The organism is Pseudomonas sp. AC255 (assembly GCF_979258175.1).
Window position 1 is genome coordinate 1,003,844 of sequence record NZ_OZ409841.1, and the last position, 18,956, is coordinate 1,022,799.

Below are 18,956 nucleotides of genomic sequence, written 5' to 3' on the forward strand. Positions count from 1 at the left end.
TGCTTTCAGGTTTGGCCGAAACGTCGTTATCTCTGTGCTCAGGCTGTCGCTAGACTCGTGACTCATCCAGGAGATTGCCGCCATGCACGAGTATCTGAGCCCCGGCCGCTTCATCGATAGTGACCACCCGGCGGTGGTGGAGTTCGCCGAGCAGCATCGCGGCGCCAGTAACGATCCGCGTGAGCAGGCGATCAGTCTGTATTACGCCGTGCGCGAGGCGGTGCGCTACAACCCCTACACCTTCAGTCGTGATCCGCAAACTTTGTGTGGCAGTTATGCACTGGCGGCGGGGGAGAGTTACTGCGTGCCGAAAGCTACGCTGCTCGCCGGTTGTGCGCGGCATTGCGGGATTCCGGCGCGCATCGGTCTGGCCGATGTGCGCAATCATTTGTCGACGCCGCGTTTGCTCGAGCTGCTGAAAAGCGATGTATTCGCCATGCATGGCTACACCGAGCTGTTTCTCGACGGCCGCTGGGTCAAGGCGACGCCGGCGTTCAACCAGCAACTGTGCGAGTTGTTCAACGTCGCAGCGCTGGAGTTCGACGGCATCAATGACAGCGTTTTCCACCCGTTCAACCGTGACGGCGCGCAGTTGATGGAGTATCTGCTCGATCACGGCCAGTTCACCGATGTGCCGGAAACGTTCTTCTTCGAGCACCTGCAAAAGTGCTATCCGCATCTGTTCAGTGAGCAACTGCCGGTGCTGTTGGGCGACATGCAGACTGATTTGAGTCGCACCTGATCCGGCGTATGCTGGCCGTCCACTCACTTGCAAAGAGGCGGTCATGCTGAAGATCTGGGGACGGAAAAATTCATCGAACGTCAGAAAGCCCTTGTGGGCTGCCGAAGAGTTGGGCCTGGCTTACGAGGCCATCGATGCCGGCGGCGCGTTCGGTGTAGTCGATACGCCCGAGTACCGCGCGATGAACCCCAATGGCCGGGTGCCCGTGATCGAGGATGACGGTTTCGTGCTGTGGGAATCCAATGCCATCGTTCGCTATCTGCTGGCCAAACACGCCCCGGACAGCGCCTGGTATCCGGCGGATGCGCAAGCCCGCGCCACGGCGGACAAATGGATGGACTGGACCACGTCGAGTTTCGCCGGGCAGTTTCGCACGGTGTTCTGGGGTGTGCTGCGCACGCCCTCCGAGAAGCAGGACTGGAAGGCGATCAACGCCGCGATCAAGGAATGCGATGAATTGCTGAACATGGCCGACCATGCCCTGATCAGCCAGCCTTATCTCTCCGGCAATGACATCGGCATGGGCGACATTCCGTTGGGCAGCTTCATTTATGCCTGGTTCGAAATGCCCATCGAGCGCGCCCCGCAACCGCATCTGCAGGCGTGGTATGAACGCTTGAAACAGCGTCCGGCCTATCAGAAAGCGGTCATGACCGCGTTGACTTGATAATTACTATCGACACACTTGACTGTACTTGTGCGGCGGCGGCAAGCACCATTGCGAACTTGCGCCGCGGTTGTTTCCCTCGCCGTCCGCCCTTATTTACTTCTTTCCTTCCTTCTTGGTGCGTAAATCCGATATGAGTTCCGCTCTGTCCATCCGGCAGCTAACCAAAACCTACGGCAACGGGTTCCAGGCCTTGAGTGGTATCGATCTGGACGTCGCCGAAGGTGATTTTTTCGCCTTGCTCGGCCCCAACGGCGCCGGCAAATCCACAACCATCGGCATTCTCTCGACCCTGGTCAACAAGACCAGCGGCACCGTGAATATTTTTGGCCATGACCTGGACAAGAACCCGGCGGCGCTCAAACGCTCGATCGGCGTGGTGCCGCAGGAATTCAACTTCAACCAGTTCGAAAAGACCTTCGACATCGTCGTGACCCAGGCCGGCTACTACGGCATTCCGGCGAAAGTCGCCAAGGAACGCGCCGAGCAGTACCTGACCCAGCTGGGGTTGTGGGACAAGCGTGATGTGCCATCGCGTTCGCTGTCCGGCGGCATGAAACGGCGTTTGATGATTGCCCGTGCGCTGGTGCACGAACCGCGTCTGCTTATTCTTGATGAACCGACTGCGGGCGTCGACATCGAGCTGCGCCGTTCGATGTGGACCTTCCTCACCGAGCTGAACCAGAAAGGCATCACCATCATTCTGACCACGCATTATCTGGAAGAGGCCGAGCAGCTGTGCCGCAACATCGGCATCATCGACCACGGCACCATCGTCGAAAACACCAGCATGAAACAGTTGCTGGGCCAGTTGCACGTGGAAACCTTTTTGCTCGACCTGAAACACGACTTGCACGTTGCGCCGCAATTGCTCGGCTACCCGGCCCGATTGCTCGACGGCCACACCCTGGAAGTGCAGGTCGATAAATCCATGGGCATCACGGCGTTGTTCACCCAGTTGGCGCAGCAGAACATCGAAGTGCTGAGCCTGCGTAACAAAACCAATCGCCTCGAGGAGTTGTTCGTGTCCCTGGTGGAGAAAAATCTGTCGAAGGTGGCGGTATGAGTTCCGAGTTCGGTCCCAACCTCGTCGCGCTGCAAACCATCGTCTACCGCGAGGTCAAACGCTTCATGCGGATCTGGCCGCAGACGTTGCTGCCGCCGGCGATCACCATGGTTCTGTACTTCGTGATTTTCGGCAACCTGATCGGCCGACAGATCGGCGACATGGGTGGCTTCACCTACATGGAGTACATCGTGCCGGGTCTGATCATGATGTCAGTGATCACCAACTCCTACGGCAACGTGGTCTCAAGTTTCTTCGGCAGCAAGTTCCAGCGCTCGATCGAAGAGCTGATGGTCTCGCCGGTGTCACCGCACACGATCCTGATCGGCTTCACCATTGGTGGGGTATTGCGCGGTCTGGCGGTGGGTCTGATCGTGACGATCCTGTCGCTGTTCTTCACCCATCTGCAGGTGCATCACCTCGGCGTGACCATCCTTGTGGTGGTACTGACCGCGACGATCTTTTCGCTGCTGGGCTTTATCAACGCGGTGTTTGCGCGCAACTTCGATGATATTTCGATCATCCCGACCTTTGTGCTGACCCCGCTGACTTACCTGGGCGGCGTGTTCTACTCGATCACTTTGCTGCCACCGTTCTGGCAGACCGTGTCGCTGGCCAACCCGGTGCTGCACATGGTCAACGCCTTCCGCTACGGCATCCTTGGTGTCTCGGATATCCGTATAGGCATCGCCATCACCTTCATGCTGGTGGCGACCGTGGTGCTGTATCTCGGCTGTGCGCGGTTGTTGGTGAGCGGGCGCGGGATGCGTACCTGATCCCGACCGCGTCGCTTTCTTCGCGAGCAGGCTCGCTCCCACATTGGAATGATGTTCTCTGTGGGAGCGAGCCTGCTCGCGAAGGGGCCAGCCCAGACACAACAAAAAACGGCCTCCCATCGCGGAGGCCGTTTTGCTTTCATTTCTGCCGACTTTGCTTGCGCCGCCGCCATTGCCGCGCCACCCACCAGCGCCAGTACAGCATCACCAGAAAATAGGCGAGGACGCCCAGCACCAGGCCAACAACCACCGAGCCCAATAAAAACGGCTGCCACAATGTCGACAGCTCACCGCTGATCCATTCCCAGGTCAACTCGTCCGGCAGATGCCGCGCCGGCACATCCATCAGGAACGCCCCGGCCTGGTAGGTGCAGAAAAACACCGCCGGCATGGTGATCGGATTGGTCAGCCAGACCAGGCTCACCGCGATTGGCATATTGCCGCGCACCATCACCGCCAATGCCGCCGCTACCAGCATCTGTGCCGGGATCGGCAGGAATGCCGCAAACAGGCCGACCGCCATCGCCCGGGCGACCGAGTGGCGGTTGAGATGCCAGAGGTTAGGGTCATGCAGCAACGTGCCGAGAAAGCGTAAGGATTTGTGTTCCCTGATGCTCGTCGGGTCGGGCATGTAACGTTTGAATAAGCGCCGGGGCATAGGGCTTCTCGGTCGGTTAAGGCGGCAAGTATGTCTGGATTCTACGAACCGCCCATTCAGACTTTGTGACAATTGTTGACGACGGTGGTGCCGCAGACCGGCTATGCCTAGTGGGGGGACTCTCAAGGACGGGCATATGCGCACAGGGATGATGGCGCTGGCAGTCGGTCTGCTGGCCCCGGTTTTTTTGCCGGCCTTGCCGCCGGTCGGTTGGTTGCTGGTGCTGCCAATGGTGGCGCTGATGTTGCTGCCGTTTCGCAGCTTTCCATTGGCGTTTTTGCTGTTTGGCTTTACCTGGGCCTGCGTTGGCGCGCAGTGGGCGCTAAATGACCGCTTGCCACCGAGCCTCGACGGCGAAACCCGTTGGCTCGAAGGGCGCGTGGTCGGTTTGCCGCAACACAGCGATGGCGTGGTGCGTTTCGAGCTGGCTGATGCGCGCTCACGCCACGAAAAACTGCCATCGCTGCTGCGCCTGGCCTGGTACGCCGGGCCGCCGGTCAACAGCGGCGAGCGCTGGCGACTGGCGGTGAAGTTGAAGCGCCCGAGTGGCCTACTCAACCCGCACGCCTTCGACTACGAGGCCTGGCTGCTGGCGCAACGGATCGGCGCAACCGGCACGATCAAGGATGGTCAGCGCCTGGCTGAGGCCCGGTATGCATGGCGCGACGGCGTTCGCCAGCGCCTGCTGGCGGTGGATGCGCAAGGACGCGAGGGCGCGCTGGCGGCGCTGGTGCTTGGCGACGGTTCGGGGCTGAGTCGCGAGGACTGGCAGATTCTGCAAGACACCGGCACCGTGCATTTGCTGGTGATCTCCGGACAGCACATCGGTTTGCTGGCGGCTGTGATGTATCTGCTGGTCGCCGGGCTGGCGCGTTTCGGAATCTGGCCGGTGCGCTGGCCATGGTTGCCGTGGGCGTGTGGCCTGGCATTCGCGGCGGCGCTGGGTTACGGCTTGCTCGCCGGGTTCGATGTGCCGGTGCAGCGCGCCTGCGTGATGGTGGCGCTGGTGCTGCTGTGGCGGCTGCGTTTTCGCCATCTCGGCGCGTGGTGGCCGTTATTGCTGGCGTTCAATGGCGTGCTGTTGTTCGATCCGCTGGCCAGTTTGCGTCCGGGTTTCTGGCTGTCCTTCGCGGCGGTGGCAGTGTTGATCTTCACCTTTGGCGGTCGGCTGGGGGCCTGGCGCTGGTGGCAGACCTGGACCCGCGCGCAGTGGCTGATCGCGATCGGCTTGTGTCCGGTGTTGCTGGCGCTGAGCTTGCCCATCAGCGTCAGCGGGCCTGTAGCCAATCTGCTGGCCGTTCCGTGGGTCAGCCTCGTGGTGCTGCCGCCGGCATTGCTCGGCACGCTATTGCTGCCCGTGCCTTATGTTGGCGAAGGACTGTTGTGGCTGGCCGGTGGTTTGATCGACTGGCTGTTTATCGGGCTGGCGCTGATTGCCGGGCAATGGCCGGCGTGGATACCGGCCGCCATTCCATTGTGGGCGTTGGTCCTGGGCAGCCTTGGCGCGATTTTATTGCTGTTGCCCCGTGGCGTGCCAATGCGTCCGTTGGGCTGGCCGCTGCTGTTGCTTTTGATATGGCCGCCTCAAGAGCGAATAGAAGAAAGGCGAGCGGATGTCTGGCAACTCGACGTCGGCCAAGGCTTGGCCATCCTTGTTCGCACCCGCCATCACGCGCTTCTCTATGACGCCGGCCCGCGTTTCGGCGAGTTCGATCTCGGCGAGCGAGTGGTATTGCCAGCGTTACGTAAACTCAATGTGCAAGCGCTCGACTTGATGCTGCTCAGCCACGCTGACGCCGATCACGCTGGCGGCGCCCGGGCGGTCATGCGTGGATTGAACGTGCGCCGCGTGGTCAGCGGCGATCCGCCGAACCTGCCGCCGGAGCTGAACGCCGAAGCCTGCGCGAGTGGCGAACAGTGGCAGTGGGATGGCGTGCAGTTCCAGCTCTGGCAATGGTCGGCGGCCGATGACAGCAACCAGCGCTCCTGTGTATTGCAGATCGAAGCCAACGGTGAACGCCTGCTGCTCACCGGCGACATCGACATTCACGCCGAGCGCGTTCTGCTCGACAGCCCACTGGCCGTGCCGACGCAGTGGCTGCAATCGCCACATCACGGCAGTCGCAGTTCATCATCGATGGCTCTGCTCAAAGCCTTGCAGCCCGAAGCGGTACTGATCTCCCGTGGCCACGGCAACTCCTTCGGTCATCCGCATCCAACCGTGCTGGTGCGCTACCGCAAGCAAGGTCTGCGCATCTACGACAGCGCCGAGCACGGTGCCATTCATCTGCAACTGGGCAGTTTCAAGCCGCCGTGGTCGATGCGTCAGCAGCGTCGTTTCTGGCGCAACCCGCCGGCGCCCGGTCGTTGATCGGTGCCAGCATGGTTGCCATCTGACGGTCGTCGGGGCGGCGGGTCTTAATCGCAGATCGGTATGGTAAAGTGGCGCACTTTTTCGAGGGGACTGTCACTGTGTGGGAATTGGTCAAATCCGGCGGCTGGATGATGTTGCCGATCATTCTGAGTTCCATCGCGGCCATGGCGATCGTCGCCGAGCGCCTGTGGACACTGCGCGCCAGTCGCGTCACCCCCGAGCATCTGCTGGGTCAGGTCTGGGTCTGGATCAAGGACAAGCAGCTCAACAAGGAAAAACTCAAGGAATTGCGCGCCAACTCGCCGCTGGGGGAAATCCTCGCCGCAGGCCTGGCCAATTCCAAGCATGGTCGCGAGATCATGAAAGAGTGCATCGAAGAGGCCGCCGCGCGGGTCATTCATGAACTCGAACGCTACATCAACGCCCTCGGCACCATCGCCGCCATGGCGCCGCTGCTCGGCCTGCTCGGCACCGTGCTGGGCATGATCGACATTTTCAGTGCCTTCACCGGCTCTGGCATGACCACCAATGCCTCGGTGCTGGCCGGCGGTATTTCCAAAGCGCTGATCACGACCGCAGCGGGCCTGATGGTCGGTATTCCGGCGGTGTTCTTCCACCGCTTCCTGCAACGTCGTATCGACGAGCTGGTGGTCGGTATGGAGCAGGAAGCGATCAAACTGGTGGAAGTGGTGCAGGGCGACCGTGATGTCGATCTGGCCGAGGGCAAAGCGTGAAATTCCGTCGCAAGCCCCGGGAAACCGTGGACATCAACCTCGCGTCGTTGATCGACGTGGTGTTTATCCTGCTGCTGTTTTTCGTGGTCACTACCACTTTCACTCGGGAAACCCAGCTGCGCGTGGATCTGCCGGAAGCGGTCAGCGGTTCGCCCGCCGAAGATCAGCAGGTCAAACAGCTGGACGTCGCGATCAGTGCCGAAGGCGTGTTCTCGGTGAACAACAAGATTCTGCCGAAGAATGATCTGCCGACGCTGATGGAAGCCATGCAGAAAGAATCCAACGGCGACACCAACATGCCGTTGTCGATCAGTGCCGATGGCAAGGCCCAGCATCAATCGGTGATCACTGCCATGGACGCGGCCGGCAAGCTCGGTTTCAGCCATCTGCGCATGACCACGGTCGAGGCGGCGCCGAAATCCTGATGAGCCTGTCCGATCGCCTGCTCGCCGCGTGGTATCAGGGGCATCCGGCCCTGACGCTGCTGCGGCCGCTGGAAATGCTGTATCGCAGCGTGGTGATCAACAAGCGTCAGCGCTTTCTCGACGGTGACGGAGAGATCTACCAATCGCCCGTGCCGCTGATCGTGGTCGGCAATATCACCGTCGGTGGCACCGGCAAGACGCCGATGATTCTCTGGCTGATCGAACATTGCCGACGCCGTGGACTGCGCGTCGGCGTGGTCAGTCGCGGTTACGGCGCCAAACCGCCGCAACTGCCGTGGCGGGTCTATGCCGAGCACAGCGCCGAGATTGCCGGTGACGAGCCGCTGCTGATCGTCCAGCGCACCGGCGTGCCGCTGATGATCGATCCTGATCGCAGCGCCGCCGTCAAAGCTTTGATTGCCAGTGAGCCGCTGGACCTGATTCTGTCTGACGACGGCATGCAGCATTATCGCCTCGCGCGGGATCTGGAACTGGTGCTGATCGATGCCGCGCGCGGACTGGGCAATCAGCGCTGTCTGCCGGCCGGGCCGTTGCGTGAGCCGGTCGAGCGCCTGCAAAGTGTCGATGGCGTACTGTTCAACGGTGCCCTTGATGATCGCAACGATGGTTTCGCCTTCCGCCTGCAACCCACGGCCCTGGTCAATCTGCGCAGCGGCGAACGTCAGTCACTGGAGCATTTCCCGCCGGGGCAAGCGCTGCACGCGGTGGCCGGGATCGGCAATCCGCAACGTTTCTTCAATACCCTCGAAGCGCTAGACTGGCGGCCGATCGCCCATGCGTTCGCCGACCACGCCGAGTACAGCGTGCAGGCGTTGAATTTCACCCCGTCATTGCCGTTGGTGATGACCGAAAAGGACGCGGTGAAGTGCCGTGCCTTTGCTGCTGCCGACTGGTGGTATCTGGCGGTCGATGCCGTGCCGTCGCCAGCCTTCGTGGCCTGGTTCGACACTCAGCTGATGCGCCTGTTGCCGGATCGTCTGCTGCCTTAACTCTTTTATTTCTGGGAATGTTCATGGACACCAAACTGCTCGACATCCTCGCTTGCCCCGTGTGCAAAGGCCCGCTCAAGCTCAGTGCCGACAAGACCGAACTGATCAGCAAGGGCGCCGGCCTGGCGTACCCGATCCGCGACGGCATCCCGGTGATGCTGGAAAGCGAAGCGCGCACCCTGACCATCGACGAGCGCCTGGATAAATGACCACAGCCTTCACCGTTGTCATCCCGTCGCGGTTCGCCTCGACCCGTCTGCCGGGCAAGCCGTTGCTGGATATTGCCGGCAAGCCGATGATCCAGCATGTCTGGGAGCAGGCGAGCAAAAGCAGCGCCAGCCGTGTGGTTGTCGCGACTGACGATGCGCGCATCGTCGAGGCGTGCAAAAGCTTTGGCGCCGAAGTGGTGCTGACCCGTGAAGATCACAATTCCGGCACCGATCGTCTGGCCGAGGTCGCAGCGAAACTCGGTCTTGCGCCTGATGCGATCGTGGTCAACGTCCAGGGCGATGAGCCGCTGATTCCGCCAAGCGTGATCGACCAGGTCGCCGCCAACCTTGCTGCCCATACCGAAGCGCGCATGGCCACGCTGGCCGAGCCGATCGAAGACGTGGAAACCCTGTTCAACCCGAACGTTGTGAAGGTTTCCAGCGATATCAACGGTCTGGCCCTGACGTTCAGTCGTGCAACCTTGCCATGGGCACGCGATGCATTTGCCAAGAGCCGCGAGCAGCTGCCGGAAGGCGTGCCCTATCGTCGCCACATCGGTATTTATGCCTATCGCGCCGGGTTCCTCCACGACTTCGTGAGCTGGGGGCCGTGCTGGCTGGAAAATACCGAATCCCTCGAGCAACTGCGTGCCCTGTGGCACGGCGTGCGCATTCATGTTGCCGACGCGCTGATCGCGCCGCCGACCGGTGTCGACACCGTCGAAGACCTTGAGCGGGTTCGTCGCCTGCTGGGGGCCTGATGCGCGTTCTGTTTGTGTGTTTGGGCAACATCTGCCGTTCGCCCACCGCCGAAGGCGTGTTGCGCCACAAGTTGCGTGAAGCCGGGCTGGCGGATGTGGTCGAAGTGGCCTCCGCCGGCACCGGTGACTGGCACGTCGGCAACCCGCCGGACAAGCGCAGCCAGGCGGCGGCGAAACTGCGCGGTTATGACCTGTCGACGCAACGCGCGCAGCAGGTCAGTCGGGCCGACTTCGCCAGCTACGACCTGATCCTCGCCATGGACAACAGCAACCTGCGCAACCTCAAGGCTTTGCAGCCATCCACCGGCAGGGCCGAGCTGGATCTGTTCCTGCGTCGTTATGCCGGGCTGGTCGATGAAGTGCCGGACCCGTATTACGACGGCGATCAGGGTTTCGAGCAGGTGCTCGATCTGATCGAAGCGGCCTGCGACCAGTTGCTGATCGAAGTGAAGGGCCGTTTATGAGTTTGCAGGTGCAACCGCAAGTATCGTTGCAGGCCTTCAATACGTTCGGCGTCGATGTGCGCGCGCAGCTGTTTGCCGAAGCCCACAACGATGACGATGTCCGCGAAGCGCTGGCCTGTGCCGCGTCCCATGACGTGCCGTTGCTGGTGATCGGCGGCGGTAGCAACTTGCTGCTGACGGCGGATATTCCGGCGTTGGTGCTGCGCATGGTCACGCGCGGCATCCGCCTGCTCAGCGATGATGGCAATCGCGTGGTGATAGAAGCCGAAGCGGGCGAGCCTTGGCACCCGTTCGTGCAATACACGCTGGCCCAGGGTTTGGCCGGGCTGGAAAACCTCAGCCTGATCCCTGGCACCGTCGGCGCCGCTCCGATGCAGAATATCGGTGCCTATGGTGTCGAGATCAAGGACGTGTTTGCCGGCCTGACCGCGCTGGACCGCGAGAGCGGCGAACTGCGTGATTTCAGTCTGGAAGACTGCAACTTCGGCTACCGCGACAGCCTGTTCAAGCAGCAGCCGGGACGTTGGCTGATCCTGCGGGTACGCTTCACGCTTGATCGCGCCGCGCACCTGCATCTGGAATACGGTCCGGTGCGCCAGCGCCTGAGCGAGCAGGGCATCGAGCAGCCAACGCCCACCGACGTCAGCCGCGCCATCTGCAGCATCCGCAGCGAAAAACTGCCGGACCCGGCGGTGCTCGGCAATGCCGGCAGCTTCTTCAAAAATCCGCTGGTGCCCGCCGCTGTGGTCACGCAGATCAAAACGCAGCACCCGGATCTGGTGGCTTACCCGCAAGCGGACGGGCAGATGAAACTGGCCGCTGGCTGGCTGATCGAACGCGCCGGCTGGAAGGGTTTTCGCGATGGCGATGCCGGCGTGCACAAGTTGCAGGCGCTGGTGCTGGTCAACTACGGCACGGCCACCGGCTTGCAACTGCTCGACCTGGCGCAACGTATCCAGAAAGACATCGCCGAACGGTTTCATGTCGAACTGGAAATGGAGCCCAATCGGTATTGAGGCTACGCTTGCCTGACGCCATCAAAAGCCCTGCACTGATGAAAAAGTGCAGGGCTTTTTTGTTAATGCTGGGTTAACTTAGCGAGCTAACGATACCAACCATTTGCTCCACCCAAAGGCCCGGTGCAGACGTTCCCGTCGGCGCAAGAGAGCCTGATTAGCCTGAGTCGATCTGCGCGAACCCACCGCTGATTTTCCGGCGGCAGATTGCTCGACCCCATAACCACTAAAAATATGCGGGCGTGCCCATGATTACCCTGAAACTCAACGGTCAAGACCACTCCCTCGATGTCACCGAAGACATGCCGCTGTTGTGGGCGATTCGTGACGTCGCCGGTTACAACGGCACCAAATTCGGTTGCGGCATGGGCCTGTGCGGCGCCTGCACCATCCATATCGACGGCTTGCCAGCACGTAGTTGCATCACGCCGATCGGCTCGGTGATCGGCCAGAACGTCACCACCATCGACAATCTCCACGCCGACCCGGTAGGCAAGGTCGTGCAGCAGGCCTGGCTCGACAGCGCCGTGGCTCAATGTGGTTATTGCCAGGGCGGGCAGATCATGTCGGCCACCGCTCTGCTGAAAACCAATCCGAACCCGAGCGACGAGCAGATCGAAGAAGCCATGGTGGGCAACATCTGCCGCTGCGGCACCTACAACCGGATCAAAACCGCGATCCGCCAGGCCTCCACTCAACTGAAGGAGGTGAAGGCATGAGCCGCGTCCCGAATGATTTCGCCCTGAGCAACCTCAGCCGCCGTGGCTTTCTCAAAGGCGTCGGCGCTACCAGCGCGCTGGTCCTCGCCGCGAGCTGGGGCTGGCAGGATGCGCTGGCCGATGACGCGCCGAAGAAGTTTGGCGCCGATGGCATGCCCAATGGCTGGATCGACGATCCCAAGGCTTACGTGAGCATTGCTGCCGATGGCAGCGTCACCGTGGTGTGCAACCGTTCGGAAATGGGCCAGGGCGTGCGCACCAGCCTGAGCATGGTAGTGGCCGATGAACTCGAGGCCGATTGGGCGCAGGTCAAAGTGCAGCAGGCGCCGGGCGACGAAGTGCGCTTCGGCAACCAGGACACCGATGGTTCGCGCAGCATGCGTCACTGGTACGAGCCGATGCGTCGTTGCGGCGCCGCCGCGCGGACCATGCTTGAACAGGCCGCTGCTGCGCAGTGGAAAGTGCCGGTTGGCGAATGCCATGCGCAGCTGCACAAAGTCATTCACAAACCGTCCGGCCGCGAACTGGGCTACGGCGAACTCGCCGCTGCCGCCAGTGCGCTGGCAGTACCGGCGCGTGACAGCCTGCGACTCAAGCAGCCGTCGGAATTTCGCTACATCGGTAAGGAAGGCACCAAGGCCATCGACGGTGCCGATATCGTCAATGGCCGCGCAGTGTACGGCGCCGACGTGCATTTCGACGGCATGCTCTACGCGACTATCGCTCGTCCGGCAGTGTATGGCGGCAAGGTCAAAAGCCTCGATGACAGCGCCGCGCTGAAAGTCCCCGGCGTGCTAAAAGTCATGCAGATCGAAGGCCGGCCATTGCCGTCGGAGTTCCAGCCACTGGGCGGCGTCGCGGTTGTGGCCAGCAATACCTGGGCGGCGATCAAGGGCCGCGAGGCGCTGAAGATCGAATGGGACGACGGCCCGAATGCCAGTTATGACTCGATTGCCTATCGCAAGGAGCTTGAAGCGGCGTCGCTGAAGGCCGGCAAAGTGGTGCGCAACACCGGTGATATCGACAAAGCCTTGAGCGGTGCCGCCAGCACCCTCGAAGCCTCGTACTACCTGCCGCATCTGGCGCAGGCGCCGATGGAACCGATGGTTGCCATTGCCCATTACAAGGACGGCGTGTGCGAAGCCTGGGCGCCGAGTCAGGCACCGCAGGTCACCCGCGAGCGCATCGCCGAGCGCCTGGGCGTACCGTTCGAAAAGGTCACCTTCAACGTAACGCTGCTGGGCGGTGGTTTCGGGCGCAAGTCGAAACCGGACTTCGTCGTCGAAGCGGCGATTCTCGCCAAGGAGTTTCCGGGCAAGGCTGTACGGGTGCAGTGGACGCGCGAAGACGACATCCACAATTCGTATTTCCACACCGTGTCGGCGGAATATCTGAAGGCGGGCATCGACAAGAACGGCATGCCGTCCGGTTGGCTGCATCGTACCGTGGCGCCGAGCATCACCGCGTTGTTTGCGCCGGACATGAATCATGAGGCGGCGTTCGAGCTGGGCATGGGCTTTACCAACATGGCCTACGCGATTCCCAACGTGCGCCTGGAAAACCCCGAAGCCAAGGTACACACGCGGGTCGGCTGGTATCGCTCGGTGTCGAACATTCCCCACGGCTTCGCGATTCAGAGTTTCGTCGATGAACTGGCGCACAAGGCCGGGGAGGATCCGCTCAAGTACCAGATCAAATTGCTCGGCCCGGACCGGCAGATCGATCCTCGCACCTTGAGCGAAGAGTGGAACTACGGCGAATCGCCCGAGCGTTATCCGATCGACACCGGGCGCATGCGCACCGTGCTGGAAACCGCCGCCAAGGCAGCCGGATGGGGACGCAAACTGCCCAAGGGTCGTGGCCTCGGTCTGGCAGTGCATTACAGCTTCGTCACCTATGTGGCGGCAGTGATCGAAGTCGAGGTCAAGGACGACGGTTCGCTGATCGTGCACAAGGCCGACATCGCCGTGGACTGCGGGCCGCAGATCAACCCTGAGCGCATCCGTTCGCAGTTCGAAGGCGCGTGCGTCATGGGCCTGGGCAACGCTGTGCTCGGTGAGATCAGCTTCAAGGACGGCAAAGTCCAGCAGGACAACTTCCATATGTACGAGGTCGCGCGCATGTCGCTGGCGCCCAAGGAAGTCGCGGTGCATCTGGTCACGCCGCCGGGTGACGTGCCGTTGGGTGGCGTTGGTGAGCCGGGCGTGCCGCCGATTGCTCCGGCGCTGTGCAATGCGATCTTCGCCGCCACCGGCAAGCGCATCCGCAATCTGCCGGTGCGGTATCAGTTGCAAGGCTGGCAGAAGGCGGAGGCGTAAATGGACAGCGTCGATCTCAACGTCCTGCGCAGCGTCCTCGAGTGGCGCCGTGCCGGGCAGCGGGTGGTGCTGTTCAGCGTGGTGCAGACCTGGGGCACCGCGCCGCGCTCGCCCGGCGCCATGCTCGCCTTGCGCGAGGACGGCGTGGTGATCGGTTCGGTGTCAGGCGGCTGTGTCGAGGATGACTTGATCGCGCGGCTGCACGACGGCCGCATCGCCACCGACGGCCCGCCGGTGCAGATGATCACTTATGGCGTGACCCGCGAGGAGGCCGCGCGTTTCGGCCTGCCTTGCGGCGGCACCCTGCGCCTGACCGAAGAGCGCGTTGGTGACCCAGCGTGGGTCGCCGAGCTGCTGCAGCGTTGCGAAAACCATGAAATCGTTGCCCGGGAACTGAACATCGAAACCGGCGAGGTGCGGCTGGCTCCGGCAAGCAAGTCCGATGCGCTGGTGTTCGACGGCAAGGTTCTGCGGGCGATTTACGGTCCGCGCTGGCGCTTGTTGCTGATCGGTGCCGGGCAGTTGTCGCGCTACGTCGCCGACATGGCGCGGCTGCTGGATTTCGAAGTGCTGATCTGCGATCCGCGCACCGAGTTCGTTTACGGCTGGGAAGAGCAGCATGGCCGTTTCGTCCCCGGCATGCCGGATGAAGCTGTGCTGAACATCCAGACCGACGAGCGCACGGCGATTGTCGCCTTGACTCACGATCCTCGCCTGGATGACATGGCTTTGCTCACCGCGCTCGACTCGCCGGCGTTCTACGTCGGCGCGCTCGGTTCGCGGGTCAACAGCCAGAAGCGCCGGGAAAACCTCGCTCAGCTAGGCTTGTCGCAAGCATCGATTGATCGCTTGCACGGGCCGATCGGGCTGCACATCGGCAGTCATTCGCCGGCAGAGATCGCCTTGTCGTTACTGGCGGAAATTGTCGCGATCAAGAACGGTGTGGAGTTGAAGCAGAAAAAACCGCTGGAGGGTGCATGAGCCATTCCATCGCAGTGATCGTGCTGGCAGCAGGCGAGGGCAAACGCTTTCGCCAGATCGCCGGTCCCGACAAAGACAAATTGCTCGCTGATTGCACCGGGCGTGACGGCGCGGTGCGCTCGGTAATCGAGCAGGTGCTGGTGAACCTGCCGGCCAGTCTCGACAAGCGCGTACTGGTCACCACCGAAGCGCGACCACAGGCGATGCGCATGGCCCAGGCATATGGCTGCGACGTGGTGTCAATCGAGTCGACCGGCATGGGCGACAGCATCGCTGCAGGTGTTGCTGCTTGCCCGGACGCTGATGGCTGGTTGATTGTGCTCGGCGATATGCCGTTTATCTTGCTTTCGAGTATCGAGCGAGTGCTCGCGGCGATGGCTGATGACGCGGTGAGCGTGCCGGTGCGGGGTGGCGAGTTTGGCCATCCGGTGGGGTTTGGCCGCTCGTTTGGCGCGCAGTTGCAGGCGCTGACCGGCGATCGTGGCGCACGGCCGTTGTTTGCGCAGGGTAGGGTGGTGGAAGTGGCGGTGGAAGATCCGGGGGTGTTGTGGGATATCGATGTGCCTGAATCTCTGGTATTTCCTCGGCCCTGAGCCGTGTTGAAATTCCTTGTGGGAGCGAGCCTGCTCGCTCCCACAAAGGTTGTGGATGATGCTGGTATTTCAGGCAATAAAAAGCCCCGCCAGGCTTTCACCGGGCGGGGCTTTTTATTGGCTTCAGGAATTACACGAGTGGTTTAGGCTCGTGCTCTTTTTCCTGGGCTTCTTCGCGCTGTTCAACCGCGTCCTGAACGGAGCGTGGTGCTTCAGCGATCACCGCTTCAACCGATGCTTCTTCCGCGACCGGGGCAGGGGCTGCCTCGACCACTTCAGCCGCAGAGGCTGGTTCGGCAGCCACTGGCGCTGCAGCGGCAGCCAGTTCGGCTTCCTTCTGCAGACGCTCGGCTTCACGCTTGCGACGACGCACTTCACGCGGGTCGTTTGGCGCACGGCCGTTTGGCGTCAGGGCGCTGACCGGAGCTGGAGCTTCAACCGCCGGGGCTGGCGCTTCGACTGCGGCTGGTGCTTCTTCAGCCTGAGCTTTTGCAACTGGTGCTTCGACAGCTGGTGCTTCAACCACTGGCGCTGGAGCCGGTTCGGCCGCTACAACTACTGGTTCGGAAACCATGGCCTGCGGTACTTCGGCTTCAGCGACTGGCGCTGGAGCTTCGGTCACAGCTGGCTCGGCAACCCAGTTGAACGCAGTCTGCTCTTCGCGAACTTCACGCACGGTTTTGGTCACGTTTTCGCTGACGGTTCCGGTCGCTGGTTCGGATTCAGCAACTGGCGCTTCAACGACAGCTTCCGGTTCGGCAGGCGCTTCAACCTGAGGCTGAGCTTCGCGGACCGGGGCGACTTCGATTTCCGGTGCAGCAGTCACTTCCACTGGAGTGGTGGCTTCGACAACCGGCGCTTCGACTGGAGCAGTTTCCAGTGTGGCGGCAGTGGCGCGTTCAGCCTGCTCGTGAGCTTCGGCTTCTGCCGGAGCGCTGATGGTGCTGCTGGCTACGGCGGCGGTGACGGCCAGGCCAGCGGCCAGATCGGCAGTGCTTGGCTCGCCAGCGTTTTCAGCGGACTCGGATTCTTCCGAACCTTCGATCACATTGCCGTTGGCATCACGTTGACGCTCGCGACGGTTGCTGCGACGACGCTGGCCACGGGAGCGACGACGTGGACGATCGCCTTCGGCGTTGTCCTGACCGTCTTCCGGCAGTTGCTCTTCGTTGTTGCTGTTCACTTCTTCTTCAGCAACGGCAGCAGCGGCCTGCTCGGCACGCGGTTGACGCTCTTCACGCGGCGCACGCGGGGCGCGTTCTTCGCGTGGCTGACGGGCCGGACGCTCTTCAGCGGTCACGGCAGCAACGGCTGCGACTGGCGCGGCGTCCAGTGGCTCGCGCAGTTCACGCACACGCTCTTCACGCTCGCCACGCGGCTTGCGATCTTCACGCGGGGCGCGCGGTGCACGTTCTTCACGCGGGGCACGTGGTGCGCGCTCTTCGCGGGCTACCGGCGCTTCGCTGCGGGTTTCACGCGGCTCACGGGCTTCACGTGGCTGACGCTCTTCGCGCGGCTCGCGTGGGGCACGCTCTTCACGTGGAGCACGGTCTTCGCGCGGCTTGCGTTCTTCATCACGACGACCGTTGCGGTTGCGGCTCTGCTGACGACCGTTGCGACGCTCTTCGTTGCGGGCAGGACGCTCGGTGGCAGCCGGTTTCGCAACGGCAACCGGTGCGGCTGGCTCTTCCTTGGTGGCGAACAGGCTGACCAGCGACTTCACCAGACCCTTGAACAGGCTTGGCTCAGGCGCGGCAGCTGGTGCTGGAGCAGGTGCGGCAGGTGCAACTTCAGTCGGCACCGGTGCGTTGGCACGGGCCGGCGCAGTTTTCACTGCAGCTTCCTGGCGAACCAGAGTGCGGGTCGCAGCGGCTGGCTGGACTTCTTCGACTTCGGCAGCGGCCGCAGCGATTTCGTAGCTGGACTGGTTGGTCGCGGCTTCCGGGCTGTCGTCACGCAGGCGCTGAACTTCGAAGTGCGGCGTCTCGAGGTGATCGTTTGGCAGAATGACGATGCGGGCACGGGTGCGCAGTTCGATCTTGGTGATCGAGTTGCGTTTTTCGTTGAGCAGGAACGCAGCGACCGGGATCGGCACTTGCGCGCGAACTTCGGCGGTGCGGTCTTTCAGTGCTTCTTCTTCGATCAGGCGCAGGATGGCCAGCGACAGCGATTCAACGTCACGGATGATGCCGGTGCCGTTGCAACGCGGGCAGACGATGCCGCTGCTTTCGCCCAGCGATGGACGCAGGCGCTGACGGGACATTTCCAGCAGGCCGAAACGCGAGATACGACCGATCTGCACGCGGGCGCGGTCAGCTTCCAGGCATTCACGGACTTTCTCTTCCACGGCGCGCTGGTTCTTCGCCGGGGTCATATCGATGAAGTCGATGACGATCAGGCCGCCGATGTCGCGCAGGCGCAACTGACGGGCGATTTCTTCGGCGGCTTCAAGGTTGGTCTGCAGCGCTGTTTCTTCGATGTCGCTGCCTTTGGTGGCGCGCGCCGAGTTGATGTCGATGGACACCAGGGCTTCGGTCGGATCGATCACAATGGAGCCGCCGGAAGGCAGTTCGACGACGCGCTGGAATGCGGTCTCGATCTGGCTTTCGATCTGGAAACGGTTGAACAGTGGCACGCTGTCTTCGTACAGCTTGATCTTGCTGGCGTACTGCGGCATCACCTGGCGGATGAAGGTCAGGGCTTCGTCCTGGGCTTCAACGCTGTCGATCAGCACTTCGCCGATGTCCTGGCGCAGGTAATCGCGGATGGCGCGGATGATCACGTTGCTTTCCTGGTAAATCAGGAATGGCGCGGAGCGATCCAGCGAGGCTTCTTTGATGGCGGTCCACAGTTGCAGCAGGTAATCGAGGTCCCACTGCATTTCTTCGCTGCTGCGGCCCAGGCCGGCAGTACGCACGATCAGACCCATGTCGGCCGGAGCAACCAGACCGTTCAGCGCTTCACGCAGTTCGTTGCGTTCTTCGCCTTCGATGCGACGGGAGATGCCGCCGGCACGCGGGTTGTTCGGCATCAGTACGAGGTAACGACCGGCCAGGCTGATGAAGGTGGTCAGGGCGGCGCCCTTGTTCCCACGTTCTTCTTTCTCGACCTGAACGATGACTTCCTGGCCTTCGCTCAGGACGTCCTTGATGTTGACGCGGCCTTCGGGGGCTTTCTTGAAGTATTCGCGGGAGATTTCTTTGAGGGGCAGGAAGCCGTGGCGCTCGGAGCCGAAATCGACAAAGGCAGCCTCAAGGCTTGGTTCGATGCGAGTGATACGGCCTTTATAGATGTTGGCCTTTTTCTGCTCGCGTGCACCGGATTCGATGTCCAGGTCGTAGAGGCGTTGGCCATCTACCAGTGCAACACGCAACTCTTCGGGTTGAGTTGCGTTAATCAGCATTCTTTTCATGTAGTACCGTCGGTTTCCGGGCTGCCGGAAA

Annotated in this window: 18 protein-coding genes; 16 read left to right on the forward strand and 2 right to left on the reverse strand. The window is 62.0% G+C overall.

Annotated features, from left to right (window positions below; translation table 11 throughout):
- Positions 1-82 precede the first annotated feature (82 nt).
- From ACZZ0K_RS04710 to ACZZ0K_RS04725, 4 genes are all read left to right on the forward strand, one after another.
- Positions 83-742, forward strand: a complete 660-nt coding sequence (locus ACZZ0K_RS04710) for a transglutaminase-like domain-containing protein (protein WP_258707071.1) — start codon at positions 83-85, stop codon at positions 740-742.
- A gap of 43 nt (positions 743-785) precedes the next feature.
- The gene (locus tag ACZZ0K_RS04715) at positions 786-1,409 is read left to right on the forward strand and encodes a glutathione S-transferase family protein (protein ID WP_258707070.1); all 624 of its coding nucleotides are present in this window, start codon (positions 786-788) and stop codon (positions 1,407-1,409) included.
- 133 nt (positions 1,410-1,542) lie between these two features.
- Positions 1,543-2,475 (forward strand): ABC transporter ATP-binding protein, encoded by a 933-nt coding sequence (locus tag ACZZ0K_RS04720; RefSeq protein ID WP_076563818.1) that lies wholly within the window; start codon positions 1,543-1,545, stop codon positions 2,473-2,475.
- A complete protein-coding gene (locus ACZZ0K_RS04725) occupies positions 2,472-3,251 on the forward strand; it encodes an ABC transporter permease (RefSeq protein WP_056788203.1) in 780 nt (259 codons plus the stop codon). The genes ACZZ0K_RS04720 and ACZZ0K_RS04725 overlap by 4 nt, the downstream gene beginning before the upstream one ends.
- A 139-nt stretch (positions 3,252-3,390) precedes the next feature.
- On the opposite strand, the gene ACZZ0K_RS04730 is transcribed toward ACZZ0K_RS04725, so the two are convergent.
- On the reverse strand, positions 3,391-3,909 hold the full coding sequence (locus ACZZ0K_RS04730) for a DUF2062 domain-containing protein (RefSeq protein ID WP_039760200.1): 519 nt from the start codon (positions 3,907-3,909) through the stop codon (positions 3,391-3,393).
- 136 nt (positions 3,910-4,045) lie between these two features.
- Between ACZZ0K_RS04730 and ACZZ0K_RS04735 the strand changes: the two genes are divergently transcribed.
- The 12 genes from ACZZ0K_RS04735 to ACZZ0K_RS04790 all read left to right on the forward strand — a co-directional run bounded on the left by ACZZ0K_RS04735 (position 4,046) and on the right by ACZZ0K_RS04790 (position 15,513).
- Complete coding sequence (locus ACZZ0K_RS04735; RefSeq protein ID WP_258707069.1) at positions 4,046-6,280, forward strand: DNA internalization-related competence protein ComEC/Rec2; 2,235 nt, start codon at positions 4,046-4,048, stop codon at positions 6,278-6,280.
- Between the two features lie 101 nt (positions 6,281-6,381).
- Positions 6,382-7,017 (forward strand): MotA/TolQ/ExbB proton channel family protein, encoded by a 636-nt coding sequence (locus ACZZ0K_RS04740; RefSeq protein ID WP_016771007.1) that lies wholly within the window; start codon positions 6,382-6,384, stop codon positions 7,015-7,017.
- Positions 7,014-7,442 (forward strand): ExbD/TolR family protein, encoded by a 429-nt coding sequence (locus ACZZ0K_RS04745; RefSeq protein ID WP_041479458.1) that lies wholly within the window; start codon positions 7,014-7,016, stop codon positions 7,440-7,442. The genes ACZZ0K_RS04740 and ACZZ0K_RS04745 overlap by 4 nt, the downstream gene beginning before the upstream one ends.
- On the forward strand, positions 7,442-8,452 hold the full coding sequence (lpxK, locus tag ACZZ0K_RS04750; RefSeq protein WP_258707068.1) for a tetraacyldisaccharide 4'-kinase: 1,011 nt from the start codon (positions 7,442-7,444) through the stop codon (positions 8,450-8,452). Before ACZZ0K_RS04745 ends, lpxK begins: the two co-directional genes overlap by 1 nt.
- A gap of 23 nt (positions 8,453-8,475) precedes the next feature.
- Positions 8,476-8,661, forward strand: coding sequence for a Trm112 family protein (locus ACZZ0K_RS04755; RefSeq protein WP_258707067.1), 186 nt, complete (start codon positions 8,476-8,478; stop codon positions 8,659-8,661).
- Positions 8,658-9,422: a 3-deoxy-manno-octulosonate cytidylyltransferase gene (gene kdsB, locus ACZZ0K_RS04760; protein WP_041479456.1), complete on the forward strand. Its 765-nt coding sequence runs from the start codon at positions 8,658-8,660 to the stop codon at positions 9,420-9,422. Before ACZZ0K_RS04755 ends, kdsB begins: the two co-directional genes overlap by 4 nt.
- Positions 9,422-9,886 carry a low molecular weight protein-tyrosine-phosphatase gene (locus ACZZ0K_RS04765; RefSeq protein ID WP_076563814.1) on the forward strand — a complete coding sequence of 155 codons (465 nt, stop codon included), beginning with the start codon at positions 9,422-9,424 and terminating at the stop codon, positions 9,884-9,886. The genes kdsB and ACZZ0K_RS04765 overlap by 1 nt, the downstream gene beginning before the upstream one ends.
- Positions 9,883-10,902, forward strand: a complete 1,020-nt coding sequence (gene murB / locus ACZZ0K_RS04770; RefSeq protein ID WP_258707066.1) for a UDP-N-acetylmuramate dehydrogenase — start codon at positions 9,883-9,885, stop codon at positions 10,900-10,902. Before ACZZ0K_RS04765 ends, murB begins: the two co-directional genes overlap by 4 nt.
- A 248-nt stretch (positions 10,903-11,150) precedes the next feature.
- Positions 11,151-11,621, forward strand: a complete 471-nt coding sequence (locus ACZZ0K_RS04775) for a (2Fe-2S)-binding protein (RefSeq protein WP_041479453.1) — start codon at positions 11,151-11,153, stop codon at positions 11,619-11,621.
- On the forward strand, positions 11,618-13,939 hold the full coding sequence (locus ACZZ0K_RS04780; RefSeq protein WP_258707065.1) for a xanthine dehydrogenase family protein molybdopterin-binding subunit: 2,322 nt from the start codon (positions 11,618-11,620) through the stop codon (positions 13,937-13,939). Before ACZZ0K_RS04775 ends, ACZZ0K_RS04780 begins: the two co-directional genes overlap by 4 nt.
- The gene (locus ACZZ0K_RS04785; RefSeq protein ID WP_252884673.1) at positions 13,940-14,920 is read left to right on the forward strand and encodes an XdhC family protein; all 981 of its coding nucleotides are present in this window, start codon (positions 13,940-13,942) and stop codon (positions 14,918-14,920) included.
- Positions 14,917-15,513: a nucleotidyltransferase family protein gene (locus ACZZ0K_RS04790; protein ID WP_258707064.1), complete on the forward strand. Its 597-nt coding sequence runs from the start codon at positions 14,917-14,919 to the stop codon at positions 15,511-15,513. Before ACZZ0K_RS04785 ends, ACZZ0K_RS04790 begins: the two co-directional genes overlap by 4 nt.
- Positions 15,514-15,643: 130 nt before the next feature.
- On the opposite strand, the gene rne is transcribed toward ACZZ0K_RS04790, so the two are convergent.
- Positions 15,644-18,925 carry a ribonuclease E gene (gene rne, locus ACZZ0K_RS04795; RefSeq protein WP_258707063.1) on the reverse strand — a complete coding sequence of 1,094 codons (3,282 nt, stop codon included), beginning with the start codon at positions 18,923-18,925 and terminating at the stop codon, positions 15,644-15,646.
- Positions 18,926-18,956 lie beyond the last annotated feature (31 nt).